The sequence below is a fragment of the Acinetobacter sp. ANC 7912 genome (assembly GCF_039862785.1).
Taxonomy (GTDB): domain Bacteria; phylum Pseudomonadota; class Gammaproteobacteria; order Pseudomonadales; family Moraxellaceae; genus Acinetobacter; species Acinetobacter thermotolerans.
Genome location: NZ_CP156795.1, coordinates 609,419 through 625,663 on the forward strand (window position 1 = coordinate 609,419; position 16,245 = coordinate 625,663).

At 44.5% G+C, this 16,245-nt stretch carries 16 protein-coding genes, 1 tRNA gene and 1 pseudogene; 6 read left to right on the forward strand and 12 right to left on the reverse strand.

Annotated features, from left to right (window positions below; all coding sequences use genetic code 11):
* Positions 1–25: 25 nt before the first annotated feature.
* The 6 genes and pseudogenes from yajC to queA form a co-directional block, all read right to left on the reverse strand.
* Positions 26–355, reverse strand: coding sequence for a preprotein translocase subunit YajC (gene yajC / locus ABEF84_RS03065; RefSeq protein ID WP_034584280.1), 330 nt, complete (start codon positions 353–355; stop codon positions 26–28).
* 101 nt (positions 356–456) lie between these two features.
* Positions 457–1,587 (reverse strand): tRNA guanosine(34) transglycosylase Tgt, encoded by a 1,131-nt coding sequence (gene tgt, locus ABEF84_RS03070; protein WP_347453576.1) that lies wholly within the window; start codon positions 1,585–1,587, stop codon positions 457–459.
* Positions 1,588–1,743: 156 nt separating this feature from the next.
* Positions 1,744–2,562 (reverse strand): annotated as a pseudogene (locus ABEF84_RS03075) (DUF4303 domain-containing protein).
* A 110-nt stretch (positions 2,563–2,672) separates the two neighbouring features.
* Positions 2,673–3,239 carry a LemA family protein gene (locus tag ABEF84_RS03080; RefSeq protein WP_034584289.1) on the reverse strand — a complete coding sequence of 189 codons (567 nt, stop codon included), beginning with the start codon at positions 3,237–3,239 and terminating at the stop codon, positions 2,673–2,675.
* Positions 3,240–3,261: 22 nt separating this feature from the next.
* Positions 3,262–4,290, reverse strand: coding sequence for a hypothetical protein (locus tag ABEF84_RS03085; protein ID WP_034584292.1), 1,029 nt, complete (start codon positions 4,288–4,290; stop codon positions 3,262–3,264).
* A gap of 11 nt (positions 4,291–4,301) precedes the next feature.
* Positions 4,302–5,342, reverse strand: coding sequence for a tRNA preQ1(34) S-adenosylmethionine ribosyltransferase-isomerase QueA (gene queA, locus ABEF84_RS03090; RefSeq protein ID WP_034584294.1), 1,041 nt, complete (start codon positions 5,340–5,342; stop codon positions 4,302–4,304).
* Positions 5,343–5,511: 169 nt separating this feature from the next.
* Here queA and ABEF84_RS03095 point away from each other — a divergent pair.
* Positions 5,512–5,598: transfer RNA gene (locus ABEF84_RS03095), tRNA-Leu, on the forward strand.
* A 168-nt stretch (positions 5,599–5,766) separates the two neighbouring features.
* Here ABEF84_RS03095 and ABEF84_RS03100 read toward each other — a convergent pair.
* On the reverse strand, positions 5,767–6,219 hold the full coding sequence (locus tag ABEF84_RS03100; protein ID WP_034584297.1) for a hypothetical protein: 453 nt from the start codon (positions 6,217–6,219) through the stop codon (positions 5,767–5,769).
* A 181-nt stretch (positions 6,220–6,400) separates the two neighbouring features.
* Here ABEF84_RS03100 and ABEF84_RS03105 point away from each other — a divergent pair, with 181 nt between their 5' ends.
* Positions 6,401–6,811 carry an RcnB family protein gene (locus ABEF84_RS03105; protein ID WP_034584300.1) on the forward strand — a complete coding sequence of 137 codons (411 nt, stop codon included), beginning with the start codon at positions 6,401–6,403 and terminating at the stop codon, positions 6,809–6,811.
* Between the two features lie 94 nt (positions 6,812–6,905).
* Here the strand turns inward: ABEF84_RS03105 and ABEF84_RS03110 are convergent, their stop codons facing one another.
* Positions 6,906–7,400 carry a phosphate-starvation-inducible protein PsiE gene (locus ABEF84_RS03110; protein WP_034584303.1) on the reverse strand — a complete coding sequence of 165 codons (495 nt, stop codon included), beginning with the start codon at positions 7,398–7,400 and terminating at the stop codon, positions 6,906–6,908.
* Between the two features lie 171 nt (positions 7,401–7,571).
* Between ABEF84_RS03110 and ABEF84_RS03115 the strand changes: the two genes are divergently transcribed.
* Positions 7,572–7,778 (forward strand): hypothetical protein, encoded by a 207-nt coding sequence (locus ABEF84_RS03115; RefSeq protein ID WP_034584305.1) that lies wholly within the window; start codon positions 7,572–7,574, stop codon positions 7,776–7,778.
* A gap of 53 nt (positions 7,779–7,831) precedes the next feature.
* Here the strand turns inward: ABEF84_RS03115 and ABEF84_RS03120 are convergent, their stop codons facing one another.
* The 3 genes from ABEF84_RS03120 to ABEF84_RS03130 form a co-directional block, all read right to left on the reverse strand.
* A complete protein-coding gene (locus ABEF84_RS03120) occupies positions 7,832–9,613 on the reverse strand; it encodes an acyl-CoA dehydrogenase C-terminal domain-containing protein (RefSeq protein ID WP_034584307.1) in 1,782 nt (593 codons plus the stop codon).
* A gap of 179 nt (positions 9,614–9,792) precedes the next feature.
* Positions 9,793–11,595: an acyl-CoA dehydrogenase C-terminal domain-containing protein gene (locus ABEF84_RS03125; protein ID WP_034584309.1), complete on the reverse strand. Its 1,803-nt coding sequence runs from the start codon at positions 11,593–11,595 to the stop codon at positions 9,793–9,795.
* A 330-nt stretch (positions 11,596–11,925) separates the two neighbouring features.
* Positions 11,926–12,561, reverse strand: a complete 636-nt coding sequence (locus ABEF84_RS03130; RefSeq protein ID WP_034584311.1) for a hypothetical protein — start codon at positions 12,559–12,561, stop codon at positions 11,926–11,928.
* A gap of 135 nt (positions 12,562–12,696) precedes the next feature.
* Here ABEF84_RS03130 and baeS point away from each other — a divergent pair, with 135 nt between their 5' ends.
* The 3 genes from baeS (at position 12,697) to ABEF84_RS03145 (ending at position 15,655) form a co-directional block, all read left to right on the forward strand.
* Positions 12,697–14,355, forward strand: a complete 1,659-nt coding sequence (baeS, locus tag ABEF84_RS03135) for a sensor histidine kinase efflux regulator BaeS (protein WP_034584313.1) — start codon at positions 12,697–12,699, stop codon at positions 14,353–14,355.
* A gap of 11 nt (positions 14,356–14,366) precedes the next feature.
* Positions 14,367–15,053: a response regulator gene (locus ABEF84_RS03140; RefSeq protein ID WP_034584315.1), complete on the forward strand. Its 687-nt coding sequence runs from the start codon at positions 14,367–14,369 to the stop codon at positions 15,051–15,053.
* Between the two features lie 95 nt (positions 15,054–15,148).
* The gene (locus ABEF84_RS03145) at positions 15,149–15,655 is read left to right on the forward strand and encodes an N-acetyltransferase (protein WP_347473763.1); all 507 of its coding nucleotides are present in this window, start codon (positions 15,149–15,151) and stop codon (positions 15,653–15,655) included.
* A gap of 189 nt (positions 15,656–15,844) precedes the next feature.
* Here ABEF84_RS03145 and ABEF84_RS03150 read toward each other — a convergent pair whose 3' ends face one another.
* Positions 15,845–16,216, reverse strand: a complete 372-nt coding sequence (locus ABEF84_RS03150; RefSeq protein WP_034584589.1) for an MmcQ/YjbR family DNA-binding protein — start codon at positions 16,214–16,216, stop codon at positions 15,845–15,847.
* Positions 16,217–16,245 lie beyond the last annotated feature (29 nt).

The window sequence follows — 16,245 nt, forward strand, 5'->3', positions numbered from 1 at the left end:
CGTGCAGGAGCACGACTTATTTTGATTAAATGTTATTCAGGGTGCCTTCAGGAAGAACTGAAATCACGCTGGCACGCTGGATTTTTACTTCCACGCCACGGTTCAGTTCAACTACTGCAAAGTCACCTTCAATTTTTGTAATTCGGCCCATCAGACCACCAGCAAACACGACTTCGCTGCCAACACCCAGACTTTCAATCAGTGCACGGTGCTCTTTAGCACGCTTAGATTGAGGACGCCAGATCAGGAAGTAGAAGATTGCCACGAATACAGCAATCATCAGTAAGTTCGCCATCAGGCTTGGTTGTTGTGCAGCTTCACCTGCAGCGTGAGCAGTCGAAATAAATAGGCTCATTTATATTTTCCTAAACTAAAAACGGTTAATTACCTGAATGATAATAAGTTGACTTGTCTGCAATTTACCTTGTCTTTTTCTTTAGCGCAAATGCTGAAAGATTAATCTTCCGGACAAGGTGGCACTTGCATACCGCGGCGGGCATAAAAGTCCTCGACAAACTGGTCAAAAGTACCTTGATCCAGGGCGTCACGCATGGCTTCAGTCAGGCGCAGGTAATAACGCAGATTATGAATCGTACCCAGCATTGCACCTAGCATTTCACCGCATTTTTCCAGGTGGAACAGGTAGGCACGGGTGAAGTTCTGGCAAGTGTAGCAGTCACAGGTTGGGTCCAGTGGGCTCTGGTCGTGACGGTATTTGCTGTTACGGATTCGTACCAGACCGCCGGTCACAAAATAATGACCGTTGCGTGCATTTCGAGTTGGCATGACGCAGTCAAACATGTCGACACCACGACGTACTGCTTCGACGATGTCTTCCGGTTTACCGACACCCATCAGGTAACGAGGCTTGTCTTCCGGCATTTTGTTTGGAAGATAGTCGAGTACCTTGAGCATTTCTTCTTTCGGTTCGCCCACAGACAGGCCGCCAATTGCATAACCGTCAAAGCCGATTTCCAGCAAACCTTTTAGAGATTCATCACGCAGGTCTTCATACATACCCCCTTGAATGATCCCGAACAGGGCATTGCGGTTTTTCAGCACATCATGGTGCTGGGTCTTACAGCGTTTTGCCCAACGTAATGAAAGTTGTAAAGATTTTTGTGCTTCTTCATGTGTTGCTGGATAAGGCGTACATTCATCGAAAATCATCACGATGTCAGAGTTTAGCGTATGCTGAATATCCATCGAAATTTCAGGTGAAAGAAACACTTTAGAACCGTCAATCGGCGAGCGGAAGGTGACACCTTCTTCCTTGATTTTGCGCATCGCACCAAGGCTGAACACCTGGAAACCGCCAGAGTCGGTCAGGATTGGATTGTTCCATTTCATGAACTGATGCAGGCCACCATGTTCACGGATCACATCCAGACCTGGACGCAGGTACAGGTGGAAGGTATTACCCAGAATCACCTGAGATTTAATTTCCTTAATGTCACGAGGCAATACGCCTTTGACCGTGCCATAGGTCCCTACCGGCATGAACATTGGGGTTTCCACCACGCCATGCTCAAGCGTTAAACGGCCACGACGGGCACGGCCCGACTGCGCTAATTTTTCAAACTTCATAGGAGTTCCAAATCAAGGCGAAAAAACAGTTCGCTGATTGTTAATGCTAAAACCGGCTATTTTCCTTGATTCTGCACATAAACGCCAGTATTCGGGTCGGACTAGGCTGTTTTATTTATGTTGTCTGTATGAATGAAAAATGAAGATCAGTTGGATTTAAGCACGTTCAAATTGGCGTAAACGTTCCTGAATTTCTTCCCGGGTCATGGCACAGCTACCATCGGTTTCTGTAGCCATGGCAGCAATATGCTGGATCAGTTTCTGGATATACAGATTGGCATCAACAAAGTGTGGTTCAAGGGTTAGCAAATAGGCTTAATGAGCCACCTGCAAATAATCATAAGCTTCCAGCTTCACCAATTGTGCCAGATCAATCAGCAGGTCTTTATCACTTTGAGAAAGCTTGAAGGACTTTGGCGCTGTTGCATTATTTTTAGATTGTTTACTGGACAGAAACTGCTGCTTTAACGCACTTTCTGGATTGAGATAGGTGGCTGATTGCAGTTCCAGCTCTGGCTGGGTGGGGGTATGAATGAAGAACAGGATCGGGCTTAAATCCAGACCATAATCCTGTTCTAAAGCATCACGTACCTGTTTAAATAGTTTGAGTAATACATCTAGAGTGTTGGCCTGATCAATCTGCCCATGTTCCAGCAAAGGATTACCAAAACTATGCTGCTGCTTGAAATAATTATCCAGCAGGGCACGGAGCTGGGTCATACCATTGTTGCTGTTATGGGTGGTACGATATCGCCATTTAAATACATTCCAACGATCATTTTCCGATAGATACTGGGCACTGTCTTCCTGATCGTTAAAAATACTACGTTCGGTGGAAATGGTCAGATCATCGACCCGTAGCAACTCATCAAAGACCAGACTACAGGCATAGATTCCGTCATCATTGTATCGATCATAGAACTGATAAAACTCCTTGATCAGGATTTCCTTGAGGGTATCGAGATGATCCAACATAGTTTTAATTCTTTTATTATTATTTTGAAATTAAACTGCCTTATTTAGATCAGTCTCCAAATAAGGCAGTGGGTATAATTGCTTATCATCGCATAAATATGCGGCAAGTTTTAAAAATTCGGACGATAGTCAAAATTTTGCGTTACGGTCTGATCACGGAAAGGGCGAACCGCTTTTTTCTGTAGCAACATATTGTTGATGATGTTGTGCGGAAAAATCTGGATCTGGTTATTAAACAGCTCGACATTGCGGTTATAGATGCTGATGGCGGCACCGACATTTTCATTTTGCTCTTCAATTTCATTCATCATTTTCAGATAAATTTCATTGGCTTTCAGTTCAGGATAGTTCTCGATGACCACATTCAGATTATGCATCAGTTCGCGGTTCAAGCTTTCAATGCGTTGTAATTGGGCAATGTCAGCATCCTTGATATTCAGGTTCATGATGTTCTGGCGCAGCTCGGTGACTTTTTCCAGTGTGCCTTTTTCAAAACTGGAATATTGCTCCACCAAAGGTTGCAGGCCATCCAGGATTTTTAGTTTTTGACGTTCATAACTAGCCACATCCGACCAGGCACGAATGGTCGCATTATGATGCCGTACAATGCTGTTACGAATTAGGATAATGGCAATAATGACCAGAATCGGGATCACCACAAAAACAAAAAATCCCATGAATATCCCCTCAAAAAAATAATTATTTTAAAAATTGTGTCAGATCAGCGTGTAAGCGTTCCAGTTCCACTAATTTAAACGTTCTCAGATGACCACGCAATGCAGGAATGTCGTTGATATTCTTGTTTTGACTAGAAACTTTAAACAGGTCATGCGGTCCCAGATAACACAGCATGTGTTTTTCCGGATGAAACAGCAGGTCACCTTGACGTTGTTCAAAGAAATTTGCCAGTCGCATGACAAAGGCTGGAGTCAGCAGCTTTGCCATTTCCAGCTCATGGCTGCCATAAAAACTGAGACGCTGGTTGGTGCGAATATCGCTGCTATGCCAAGGATAACGATACGGATAGGAAAATTTGCGCTTGGAGGTCGTAACAGCGAGTCCCTGAATGGAAACATCAAACACAAATACACCCCACAGGTCTTTATGCACTTCTGTGACCTTGACCGACCTGCCATTTTTATCGCGGATCTGAACCTCATTCACATAATGATATTGAAAGAGCATGACCTGATGCTGCTGGCCATTTTCATCTTCCCAGATGGTACTGGCATAGCGGCTGATTTCATTACTGAGAGAGCCACGCTCAAATAGCGGAAACCAGCGTTTTAGGTTGCCAATGAACTGGATTGGATTCATTGGCATGGAAATGTGTTGCGGTTGCTGTTGAAAGCATAAATTATATTTTTTACTGAGTGCAATTTCTTCCAGGTAAGCAATTACCTCATCAATCGGTTTGCGATGTTCAAAGCTGATATAGGCCCAGAAGATTAGCAGGCAGCCGAGAAAAACACTGCTTTGCATCCAGATATTGGCTGGTGCAATCACAATCGCCAGAATCAGGATGCCACCAAAAACGGCAAGGGCAAGTGGCAGGTTATTTTCAAACTTTAAGGTGATCGGGCCATTCCAGGGATGCAGGCCATCCAATAGATCCTGATGAGTTTCTGTCTGACGACCCAGATCCCAGAGCCGGGCGATGTTGCGAAACACCACTTCATTTTTCTTGCGTCGAATATGAATGGAATGTTGCACCGCATCGATCGGCATAGGCAGGTTCCTTATCTGGAAGCGATATTGTCGATCAGCATGGCATCGCCATAACTGAAGAAACGGTATTTGCTTTCAACCGCATGCTGGTAGGCATTCAGGATATTTTCACGGTTCGATAAAGCGGATACCAGCATCAGCAGGGTCGATTCTGGCAAGTGGAAGTTGGTGATCAGGCGATCCACGACTTTGAATTCATAACCTGGATAGATGAAAATCTGGGTATCGCCAGTCCAGCCTTTCAGTTCACCACCGTTTGCTTGAGCCGCACTTTCAGTGGCACGGGTCGCCGTTGTCCCGACAGCAATGACTTTGTTGCCACGCTCTTTGGTGGCTTTGATCAGGGCCATGGATTCATCCGATACCTGACACCATTCGCTGTGCATGATGTGGTTTTCGATATTATCGGTACGAACCGGCAGGAAGGTACCTGCACCCACATGCAGAGTCACAAAAGTTTTTTGAATACCTTTTTCTTCCAGTTTTTTCAGCAATTCTTCATCAAAATGCAGCGAAGCGGTCGGTGCAGCGACACTGGCCAGTTTGGTCGGATCATTGAACACAGTTTGATAACGGACCGTATCAATCTCTTCCGCTTCACGGTTGAAATATGGCGGAATGGGTAGGGCGCCGTATTTATCCAGCACATCCAGAATCGGCTGGGAGAATTCCACAATAAACAGATTTTCATGACGGCCTTGAACCGTAACTTTGACTTCATCTGGACCGATAAACAGTTCAGCACCGGCTTTAGGCGTGTTGCTGGCTTTAATATGGCAATGCGCAACGAACTGATCCATCATGCGTTCCACCAGTACTTCTACAGCACCGCCAGTGGCGCGTTTCCCTTTCAGACGGGCTTTCATCACCTTGGTATCATTCAGGACCAGCAGGTCGCCTTCATTCAGCAAATCCAGAATATCAGTAAAGTGATGGTCATGATATTGACCATTGGCATCCAGATGCAGCAGACGGGAAGCAGTACGTTGTTCAAGGGGATAGCGAGCAATCAGCTCATCGGGGAGATCAAAGCTAAAATCGGAAAGTTGCATGACAAGTTACGGTAAATAAAAACTGGGCCTAGTATAAACTTTTTTCCTTTTCAGGGAGGAAAATGCGGCTTTCTAGATCAAAAAAATGAGATTTGTTTTAAAATTAGGCAAATGCCAAATTTCTGCGTTGACATCTGAAACAAACCGGGTAATATACCTCTCATCCACTCCCGAGGTGGTGAAATTGGTAGACGCGGCGGACTCAAAATCCGCTGTCAGAGATGACGTGTCGGTTCGAGTCCGACCCTCGGGACCAAGATTCTAAAGAACCCCAGGCATATTAAGACCTGGGGTTTTTTATTGCCTGAAATTTATAGGGGTTGTTCTAATCTTTTAAGTTTCAATCATGAACAGATAAAAAGTTTATTCCCGTGATAAAAAATCCCTCCAGATCTGGAGGGGTTTTTTATTGCTATTGAGCTGTTTAAGACTGTGGATTTGGTGGAACCAATTTATCCAGATCTTTATCAGAGATTTGATCCAGCTCAGAAATATCCGTTTTGATTTTCCATTGTGCTTCATCATCAACTGGGTTTGGCAGACGTGCTTCGAGCCAGTCGCATACTACATCGGGTGGGAAGTCTGCATGATTGCATTGAATTACCCAAGACAGAAAGTCTTTTGCTTCACCATTCATATACGGAGGAGGAGAGACCGGTAAAAACTGGGTTGGAAGGCGTTCATTTTTAGAAATGTAATTCAGGACATGACCCAGTTCCTGCACAGTTTGCCAAGCCAGTGGATGCTCGACATTAATACGAAACTTAAACCACCATGCCTGTTTGCCATCAGATCCGTAGCTATCAATCAGGTTTTTTTGAACACTTGGGACTTTACAGAAATATTCATATAAACGATCAAAACTTAAATCGGACACAGTGTTGGACTCAAAATTCGAAAAATCCAAGTGTAGCACAAAGCATGAATTTCACAGCTTAAGGGCTCTTAAAATAGTAGGCTTAGGATTTGTGACAAAACTCAGCCATGATAAGGATAAATTCATATTTTCTCCGTATATTTTGTATAAAATATAAACATATTGGTTGGGGGAAGTTCCGATGAAAATGATGATCTCGAGTGCCTGTATTGCGGGAATCCTGTTGGGAGCTTCAGTTCCGGCTGGGGCGGGGAATAACTGGGTAGGTTATACTAGCAAAGATAAATATCAGCGCCCGCCTGCACCACGTCCACCACAGCATCATCCGCAGCGTCCGTTGCCACCTGCACCGCATTATTCGAATCGTCCTGTGATTCAGAATGGTGTCAGCATTCAGTATCAGGCACCGACTACGATTTATCACAACTCGAACAGCTATAGTTGGGCCAATGGTGACCCAAATGTGGCACAGATTGAAAGCTCGCGTTATGTGCTGATCAATGACTGGCGCCGTTTGGGTTTGCCTGATCCTCCTGCTGGCATGCACTGGATTTTTGAAAATGGTCGCTATATATTGGTAAATAATCGTTAAAAGAAATTCCCTCTCTTGTTAGGAGAGGGTTAGGAAGAGGTGATTAATTAATCCCCCTATATCCCCTTTTTACAAAGGGGGATTTTTTTATCGCTTAAGCCAATTCATCATCCTCAGGTCGTGGAGTTTTACCTTCTGGTAATGGCTTTTCACTATGCTTGTCACGAATCACAGATGGATAAGTCCAGGACGCATAACGCACCACCAGAATTGCCAGTGCCAGAATCAGGATCGAACCTGTAATAATGACCAGATCCATACTGGCTTTATGGCTATGTTGAATATCAGAAATCAGCAAGCGGGTCAGGGCAGTAATCGCGATATAAATCAGGAAACGGACCGGCATGTGATTGGTCTTGAAATAAATGCCGACCATTGCGCCCAATTCTAAATAGATAAATAACAAAAGAATGTCATCAATGGTGGCGAATTGTTTGACTGCAAAAATATCAAAAACGGTATGCCCGGCAGACCAGATCACCATACAGCCGATAATGAACAAGGCAAGATAATGAAAACTTTCTACGGCCATATTGCCGAAATTGTCGAGGAGGGTTTCTATCTTTTTGGCTTTGGATTGTGGTTTCATTGCATATCCTCCTTTCATTATTTATATATCTCAGGAAAGGTGTAGCAAAATTCATGCAATAACTATGGCGTCAGCAAAAATAAATATGTAATAAGATGAAAAAGTGTATTTTTTTTAGACGAACTTGCTATATTGTAAAGGTTGTACATCGAATAATGAGGGAGAAAAAAGATGTTAGATAAAATCCAAAATAAAATTAGTCAATTACAAGCAGGAAAAAAACTGATTTTGGGGACAGGCATCAAAACTGACGACATGCAGAAAGTCCTGGCACTGTGTGAATCACTGCAGTCAGAAGGCGAAATCCGTATCGTGAATAAGCATGTGAATCCAAAAGTTGCCAACCAGCTGGACACCATCCTGATTGAAAAGGTGTAAATACCTATAAAAAACGCCTGCAATTGCAGGCGTTTTTTTATGGTTGAACAGTCTTACGCTTGATTAGTGAAATAATCTTCAGAGAACTGCATCACCACTTCTGGACCAGCTTTCACTTTAGTGATACGCAGTGCCAGCTCAGGCAGGGTACGTTGTACGAAGTAACGCGCCAGTGCCAGTTTGTTTTGATAGAACTCGCCTTGTTTGTCTTTCGCAGCATTGGCAATGCGCGCAAACATGTAAGAGAAGCTTAGCAGACCCACCACATGCAGGTAATCTACCGCAGCAGCATTGGCAAACTCTGGGTTTTCTTTCGCAGCTTCCAAAATGAACTGGGTCACCGCTTCAACTTCTGCAGCAGCATCCAAGGTTGCATCTTTGATGAAGTTTAGGTCAGCGTCCAAGCCGTTGGCAAAGTCACGGATTTCCTGGATGTATTCCTCGATGAATGCACCGCCACACTTGATGGTCTTACGGCCGATCAAGTCCTGAGATTGTACGCCGTTAGTACCTTCGTAGATTTGTGCAATACGCAGGTCACGTACACACTGTTCCATGCCCCATTCACGGATATAACCGTGACCACCGAAGACCATTTGCGCATCCAGAACGGCATTAAATGCAGTATCGGTCAGATAAGCTTTAGCAATTGGTGTTAACAGCGCAACACGATCATTGGCTTTTTTCACCGCTTCTGCATCAGTTGAGAATTTGGTGATGTCCAGCTGTTGACCTACATATACTGCAAAAGCACGAGATGCTTCATTATTCACACGCGTATTCAGCAACATGCGACGTACATCGCCGTGTACCAGGATGCTGTCAGCAGGTTTGTTTGGAGATTGAACGCCAGATGCGCTACGGCCTTGCAAACGGTCAGTCGCGTACTGAGCCGCATTTTGGTAAGCGAATTCAGAAGCGCCCAGGCCTTGGATACCCATAGACAGACGTTCGTAGTTCATCATCACGAACATCGCAGCCAGACCTTCGTTTTCTTTACCTACGATATAGCCTTTCGCGCCATCGAAGTTCATCACACAAGTTGCAGATGCCTTGATCCCCATTTTGTGTTCGATTGAACCAGGACCTACCGCATTGCGTTCGCCCAGAGAACCATCTTCATTCACTAAGTATTTAGGCACGATAAACAGGGAAATACCACGAGAACCTGCAGGTGCATCCGGTGTTTTTGCCAGTACCAGGTGAATGATGTTTTCAGCCAGGTCGTGGTCACCACCGGTGATGAAGATTTTGGTACCAGTAATGTTGTATGTACCATCTTCATTACGTTCTGCTTTTGTTTTGATGATACCGAGGTCAGTGCCTGCATGAGGTTCAGTCAGACACATAGTTCCTGACCATTCACCTGAGTAGATTTTTGGCAGGTAAGTTTCTTTTTGTTCCTGAGATGCATAGCTGTTTAGCGCCATACCAGCACCCACAGAAAGCAATGGATACAGCATGAATGATGGGTTGGTTGCAAACAGCATCTCGTCAGAAAGCACGGTCAGCATTTTTGGCATGCCTTGGCCGCCCCATTCTTCGTCAGCGCCCAAGCCGATCCAGCCGCCTTCTGCGTATTGCTTGAATGCTTCCTTGAAACCTGCAGGGGTAGTCACTGCGCCATTGTTATATTTCGCGCCTTCTTCATCACCAGTACGGTTCAAAGGAAGTGTTACATTTTGCGCAAATTTAGCCATTTCTTCCAGAATAGCTTCAGCTGTTGCAGCATCTAAATGAGCTAAATTTTCATTGGCTTGCCAGAATTGTTCTGCTTTGAATACATCATTTAGGATGAATTTCATATCGGCAAGTGGCGCGTTATAAATTGGCATAGTGTGTCACCCGTTGTTTCTTGTTTGATTCGATTCGTTTGGTTTTGCGTCAGTCTAATGCATTAAAAATCTTATTGTTAGACGACTAAAGGTTAATTCTGTAACGCTTTATAAAGAAAAAGGACTGCCTGTTTTGTGACCGTCCTTTTCCTTGATTATGCAATTAAAACTGCATCAGCTTAGAATGCGAAGTGTTCCGCATCCAGGCTCATTAAAGGTTCAACACCAGTTGCGATCACGTCAACATGTGAGCGAACACGTGGCAGGATTTTCTTGAAGTAGAAGCGAGCTGTAGTGATCTTCGCATTGTAGAAGTCCACTTCAGTTGTACCCGCTGCAAGAGCTTCTTGAGCAACCAGCGCCATACGAGCCCATAGGTACGCAAGAGTCACGTAACCAGAGAAGTACAGGTAATCTACTGCAGCAGCACCGACTTCTTCAGGGTTTTGCATTGCACGCATACCGATCTGCATGGTCAGGTCGCCCCATTCCTTGTTCAGGGTAGCAAGTGGCTCGATGAACTCTTTCATGCCAGCATTGTCTTTGTTTGCTTCCGCAAATTTGTGGATGATCTTGGTGAAGTCTTTCAACATTGCACCTTGAGTACCCAGTACTTTACGGCCTAACAGGTCTAGTGCTTGAATTTCAGTGGTACCTTCGTACAGGCAAGAGATACGTGTATCACGTACGATCTGCTCCATACCGTGCTCAGAGATAAAGCCGTGACCACCGAATACTTGTACACCATGTTTCGCAGATTCTGAGCCAGTTTCAGTCAGGAATGCTTTTGCGATAGGTGTCAGCAATGACAGGATGTTGTCAGAGAATTTACGTTCTTCTTCATTCGCACCTTTTTCAACCACATCCGCGTGTTGAGCCAGGAAGTAAACCAGTGCACGGCCAGCTTCAGCAAATGATTTTTGAGTCAGCAGCATGTTGCGAACGGCTGGGTGTACGATGATTGGATCTGCTTCTTTTTCTGGTGCTTTAGGACCAGATAGAGAACGCATTGCCAGACGGTCTTTGGCATAAGTTAAAGCGCCTTGGAATGCTGCTTCAGAAGCAGACAGACCTTGTACAGCAGTACCGATACGTGCAGTGTTCATAAACGTGAACATGCAGTTCAGACCACGGTTTTCAGGTCCAATCAGGTAACCTTTTGCGTTGTCAAAGTTAATTACGCAAGTTGCGTTACCATGGATCCCCATTTTGTGTTCGATCGAACCACAACGTACGTTGTTGCGTTCACCAATTGAGCCGTCAGCATTCACGTTGAACTTCGGTACGATGAACAGGGAAATACCTTTAGTACCTTTCGGTGCACCTGGCAGACGAGCCAATACGATATGGATGATGTTTTCAGCCATGTCGTGCTCACCAGCAGAGATAAAGATTTTCTCGCCAGAGATTGCATAGCTACCGTCAGCTTGTGGTTCAGCTTTAGTACGGATAATGCCTAGATCAGAACCTGCATGAGATTCTGTCAGACACATGGTACCAGTCCATTCACCTGAAACCAGTTTAGGCAGGTAAGTGTCTTTTTGTTCTTGAGAACCGTGGTGTTCAAGGGTACGTACAGCACCGTGAGACAGTCCAGGGTACATGCCCCATGCCCAGTTCGCAGTACCGACCATTTCAGAAACGGTAATACCTAACGAGTTTGGTAAGCCTTGACCGCCGTATTGCTCTTCAGCAGAAAGAGAAGGGAAGCCTAGCTCGATGTATTTTTGATACGCTTCTTTGAAACCGGTTGGAGTGGTCACAACGCCGTCGTTCCAAGTACAGCCTTCACGGTCACCCACCTGGTTCAGTGGGGATAATTCGTTTTCACAGAAATCTGCAGCAGCTTCGAGGTACTGGTCAATCAGTTCACGGCTTACATTTTCCTGGAATGCAGGCAGGCTGGCATAGTGTTGTTCAGCATTTAGAAGCTCATGCAAAACGAATTGCATATCACGTAAAGGCGCTTTGTATTGTGGCATAGCGTTTTCCTCAATACTGGTTTTATACCAGCGTTATAATCCTGAATTAAAGTGAAACGTGCCTTCACTGACACGTATGAACATGGGGCTAATCGTGCAACATCTTCCTTGCTGGCACAAGCATTTCAGGGCTATTTCTTGGTGACTGTAAAGTCAAAGATAATTGCCCTTGAAATCTTAAGTATATTGAGTGTAAACGTTTTTATAAAAAAATGTGTGATACGAATGGTCAAAAAACATGAGCACTTAGATGCACTTACCTAAACAATTGGCAGAGATGAAAAAAGGCACCCGAAGGTGCCTTTAAAATAAGAAAATTCAAGTGATCAATTAAGATGCTTTTGCTGCTGGAGCAGCAACTGGTGCTTTTGGCTGGAAGCGTACATGGCATTGACCATTGATGGTTTTGTTGCCAATCTTGATTTGAGCAGCTGCACCATCTTTTTTGCCTTGGCAAGCCTGAATCACTGCTTTTTGCTGTGCCTGACGTTGTGCCAAACGTTGATCAAACTGTTTCACCATTTCGGCACGTTGTGCATCTGTCATTGGTTCACCGCGACCTTGGCCGGGTGCAGCACGGAAGTCACCGCGCATTGGACGATGTTCACCTTTCATGCCACGGAATTCAGCGCGTGCAGCTTTCATGTCTTTACGGTCGGCTTTGAAGTAGATGTTACAGGTACCGTCAATGGTTTTTTCACCGGCTTTGACCTGAACGGTGCTGCCTACAGCTTTGTTGTCGCAGGCCTGTCGAATTTGTTTTTGTAACTCCGCATATTCAGCACGTTTTTGCTGGAACTTCTCGCGCTGTTCCGGTGTCAGGCGGTGTTCACGCTGATCATGATGTTGTTTCATCATTTTAGGATGAGTTTCGCTTTGAACATTATTGGTGGACTGACAGGCAGTCAATGCGCCCATTGATAAAACACTAGCACTTACGAGGATGGTTTTTGTGATGGCTTTCATTGTATTTCTCTCAATGCAACAGTCTGATTTCTATAATGCAAAGAATAAATAATAATGATGAAGAAACAATGGAGAGTTTTTTAAGGCTGTGTTCGCTACAATAATGAATATAGAGGAAAAACCGAGAATCTGCTTTTGAATATTCGCCGCATGCCGATTGCATTACGCCTGTTTCTGACTGTGCTGTTTACCACTCTGGTGATTACCACGGTGAGTCTCGGCGTGCTTCATTTAAATATGCAGCGTAATTTCACTCGCTATGTCGCGGATGTGGAAATGCAGAAGCTCGATCATGTGATTGCCAATCTGGGCGAAGTCTATTCAGTCTATAACGACTGGGGTAATGCCATTCAGGCACAGATTCTGCAGATTGAAGGCGAACCAGCACCGGATGATTATGACCGCCTGTCACGCTGGTGGTTACGCCGTCAATATGATATCGCATTGCAGCAGCGTTATTTCCAGGATCATACCTTGGCCAATGTGGCACCGAGCCTGATGCAATCTGATGCTGAGGAAAAACCTCCGGTGGATTCCGAAGAATTACGTTTGCTGGCAGCCAATTTGCCTTCGCAGTTCCAGCCCTTTGAAGGTTTGAAATTCCCGCTGAGTTCTAATCAGAGCCTGTTTAGAACAGATCGTAAAAATGGCAATACTCAAAGTACTCAGCCGCAAAGTGGCAAGAAACAGTTTATCCAAATGCCAGACCGACTGGGTTTAAGTTCACGTTTGTCGCTATATGATGCCCAGCGCCGTTTTGTGGTGGGTGAACAATCTGATGAACAGATTTCCTATCGTCCGATTATGGTGGGCAATAAAATTGTTGGTTATCTGGGACTGAAACCGGTGCTGGATCAGGAAGATGCCTTAAGTATCAATTTCTTTAGTAACCAGAAACGTTACCTGTTCCTGGTCTATGGCTTAAGTATCCTGACCAGTCTGATTGCAGCCTTGTTATTGGCAACCTATTTTAAACAGCCGATTCAACGTTTGTTGAAAGGTACGCGTGAACTGACCAAAGGTAATTATCAGCATCAGGTCAAAGTGAACCGAAATGATGAACTCGGTGATTTATCTAATGAGCTGAACCAATTAGCTGTGATTCTGGATCAGCATGAAACCTCACGTCGTCAGTGGGTGGCGGATACTTCACATGAGCTGAAAACACCATTAGCGGTACTCCAGGCACAGATTGAAGCGATGCAGGATGGGATCCGTAAACCAACGCCGGAACATTTTGCGTCGATGTTGGCTCAGGTGACTAGCCTGAAAAAACTAACGCAGGATCTGGCAGCATTGGCACAGGCGGATGCACAGCAACTGCAAATTTATACCAGTAGTGTAAATCCATGGGATGTGGTGCAGCAGGAACTGAACAACTTCAATCCGAAGTTTGAACAGGCTCAACTGACCGTGACCGCTGAAGGTGAGGGTGCTGAACTCCAGCTAGATCTGGACCGTTTTAAACAGATCATTGCAAATTTACTCAGCAACAGCATTCGTTATACTGAAGCCGGTGGACAGGTACATATCCATACTGAACAGAATGATAAACAATGGACCCTATATGTCGATGACAGTCCGCTGGGTCTGACCGATGAGCAGCTGGCGCGTATTGGTGAGCGTTTCTATCGCGTCGATGACTCGCGAACCCGTGCGACTGGCGGCACCGGTCTGGGTTTGGCATTATCATGTAAAATTGCCCAGGCATTAGGTGGTAGTCTGAGCTTTGACCATTCACCGCTGGGCGGACTGCGTTGCAAATTGACCTTTCCTAAACAAATGAAATCATAAGGAAGTAATTCATGAAACATATCATGCTGGTTGAAGATGAAGTCGAACTTGCACAGCTGGTGCGAGACTATCTAGAGGCTGCTGGTTTTGAAGTCAGCATGTTTCATGATGGACAAGAGGCCTATAACAGCTTTACCCAACGTAAGCCGAGCCTGATGATTCTAGACCTGATGGTGCCTCGTATGGATGGTCTAACCATCTGCCGTAAGGTACGAGAACAGTCAGACTTACCAATCATTATGGTGACCGCACGTACTGAAGAAATTGACCGTGTACTGGGTCTGAATATGGGCGCAGATGACTATGTCTGCAAACCGTTTAGTCCGAAAGAACTGGTAGCACGTGTACAGGCGGTATTGCGTCGTCTGGATCGTAAGGCTGAACCGGAAAGTAATGATTTATTCCGTATGGATAAATCCCAGCAACGGATCTGGTATCAACAAAAGGCATTGAACCTGACACCAACTGAATTCCGTCTACTTGAATTATTCTTGGAACATGTGGGGCAAGTGTATTCACGTGCACAATTGCTCGATCACATCAATCCGGACAGTTTCGATGTGGCAGACCGCGTGATTGACAGTCATATCAAGAACCTACGACGCAAGATTTCTGATGCTGCAGAAACCGGTAACCGTCATGAATGGATTCAGGCGGTTTATGGGGTGGGCTACCGTTTTGAATATCCTGAGGACTAAAAGAGTTCAAGAATATTCACAAAGAGCGAATAGACCATTTCTATTCGCTCTTTTATTTTGACGAGAATAAGAAGTAGATCAAAAGGAAAAATGAAATGGAAATCCAGATTCGAGATGAGCAAAAAGCTGATTTACAGGCAATTGAAAATGTTACTCGACAGGCCTTTCTACATGCTGAACATAGCAGTCATACAGAGCATTTGATTGTCAATGCTTTGGGTAAAGCGGGGCAGTTGAGTGTTTCATTAGTCGCAGAAGAAAAGGGACAGATTGTTGGGCATGTGGCGGTGTCGCCAGTCACAATTGCTTCAGGAGTAAATGGCTGGTATGGGCTTGGGCCGATTTCTGTATTACCTGAAAAGCAAGGTAAGGGAATTGGGTCATTACTGATGCAGGCAGCTTGGGAAAATCTGAAAAAGCTGAGAGCTCAAGGCTGTGTAGTACTGGGTGATCCAAATTATTATGGACGTTTTGGCTTTAAAACTTATCCCGATCTCTACCTTAAGGGTGTGCCGGTGGAATATTTTCAGGCAATTGCGTTTCAAGGGCATGTTCCACAAGGAGAGGTGATGTATCACGACGCGTTTAATGCAACAGAATAGCTAGGTCAGTCATTTAGGTAGATAAAATAGGGAATACTAGATACCCTGTGTTAAATTATAGGCATATGTTTTTGAAATTTAATTAAATTTTTTAAAAAAAAGAAAAGCGAACTTAACCTAGACATACTTTTTAATAGACTCTAGATTGACCAATTTATAAGTTGATAAATGATTTATATGGAATGAAAGCTATTTAATTTGCTGCAAGAGTTCCAGTCGTTGTCGTTTAACCTTGGGTAATTTGGAAACCACCAGCTCATAAGAATTTATAACCAGATCCTGTACCAGAGATTTATCCAGTCCATCATCTTCAAATACTGTAATCCAATGGCGTTTATTCATATGCCAACCCGCACGGATATAAGGATAAATATCACGTAGCATATCACCATGTTCCGGTTCAACTTTCAGGTTGATTGCAGCTTTGCCTTGCAGATGAAACTGTAGCATAAAAACTTTATCCAGCACTTTATAGACATCACAGCCTTCACCAAATGGTTGACTACAGCTGGTTTCAGAAAGAGTAAGGGTGGTTTGGACGGCAATCTGATGTAAGCACATAAGTTGTGAATAATTCAAAGAAAAACTGT

Excerpts from the sequence above, each read along its gene's own strand:
- ABEF84_RS03085 (WP_034584292.1), bottom strand. The coding sequence starts at position 4,290 with ATGCCGATCGATGCGGTGCAACATTCCATTCATATTCGACGCAAGAAA.
- queA (WP_034584294.1), bottom strand. The coding sequence starts at position 5,342 with ATGCAACTTTCCGATTTTAGCTTTGATCTCCCCGATGAGCTGATTGCT.
- ABEF84_RS03115 (WP_034584305.1), top strand. The coding sequence starts at position 7,572 with ATGTTAGATAAAATCCAAAATAAAATTAGTCAATTACAAGCAGGAAAA.
- ABEF84_RS03140 (WP_034584315.1), top strand. The coding sequence starts at position 14,367 with ATGAAACATATCATGCTGGTTGAAGATGAAGTCGAACTTGCACAGCTG.
- ABEF84_RS03110 (WP_034584303.1), bottom strand. The coding sequence starts at position 7,400 with ATGAAACCACAATCCAAAGCCAAAAAGATAGAAACCCTCCTCGACAAT.
- ABEF84_RS03145 (WP_347473763.1), top strand. The coding sequence starts at position 15,149 with ATGGAAATCCAGATTCGAGATGAGCAAAAAGCTGATTTACAGGCAATT.
- ABEF84_RS03150 (WP_034584589.1), bottom strand. The coding sequence starts at position 16,216 with ATGTGCTTACATCAGATTGCCGTCCAAACCACCCTTACTCTTTCTGAA.
- ABEF84_RS03130 (WP_034584311.1), bottom strand. The coding sequence starts at position 12,561 with ATGAAAGCCATCACAAAAACCATCCTCGTAAGTGCTAGTGTTTTATCA.
- yajC (WP_034584280.1), bottom strand. The coding sequence starts at position 355 with ATGAGCCTATTTATTTCGACTGCTCACGCTGCAGGTGAAGCTGCACAA.
- tgt (WP_347453576.1), bottom strand. The coding sequence starts at position 1,587 with ATGAAGTTTGAAAAATTAGCGCAGTCGGGCCGTGCCCGTCGTGGCCGT.
- ABEF84_RS03105 (WP_034584300.1), top strand. The coding sequence starts at position 6,401 with ATGAAAATGATGATCTCGAGTGCCTGTATTGCGGGAATCCTGTTGGGA.
- ABEF84_RS03080 (WP_034584289.1), bottom strand. The coding sequence starts at position 3,239 with ATGGGATTTTTTGTTTTTGTGGTGATCCCGATTCTGGTCATTATTGCC.
- ABEF84_RS03120 (WP_034584307.1), bottom strand. The coding sequence starts at position 9,613 with ATGCCAATTTATAACGCGCCACTTGCCGATATGAAATTCATCCTAAAT.
- ABEF84_RS03125 (WP_034584309.1), bottom strand. The coding sequence starts at position 11,595 with ATGCCACAATACAAAGCGCCTTTACGTGATATGCAATTCGTTTTGCAT.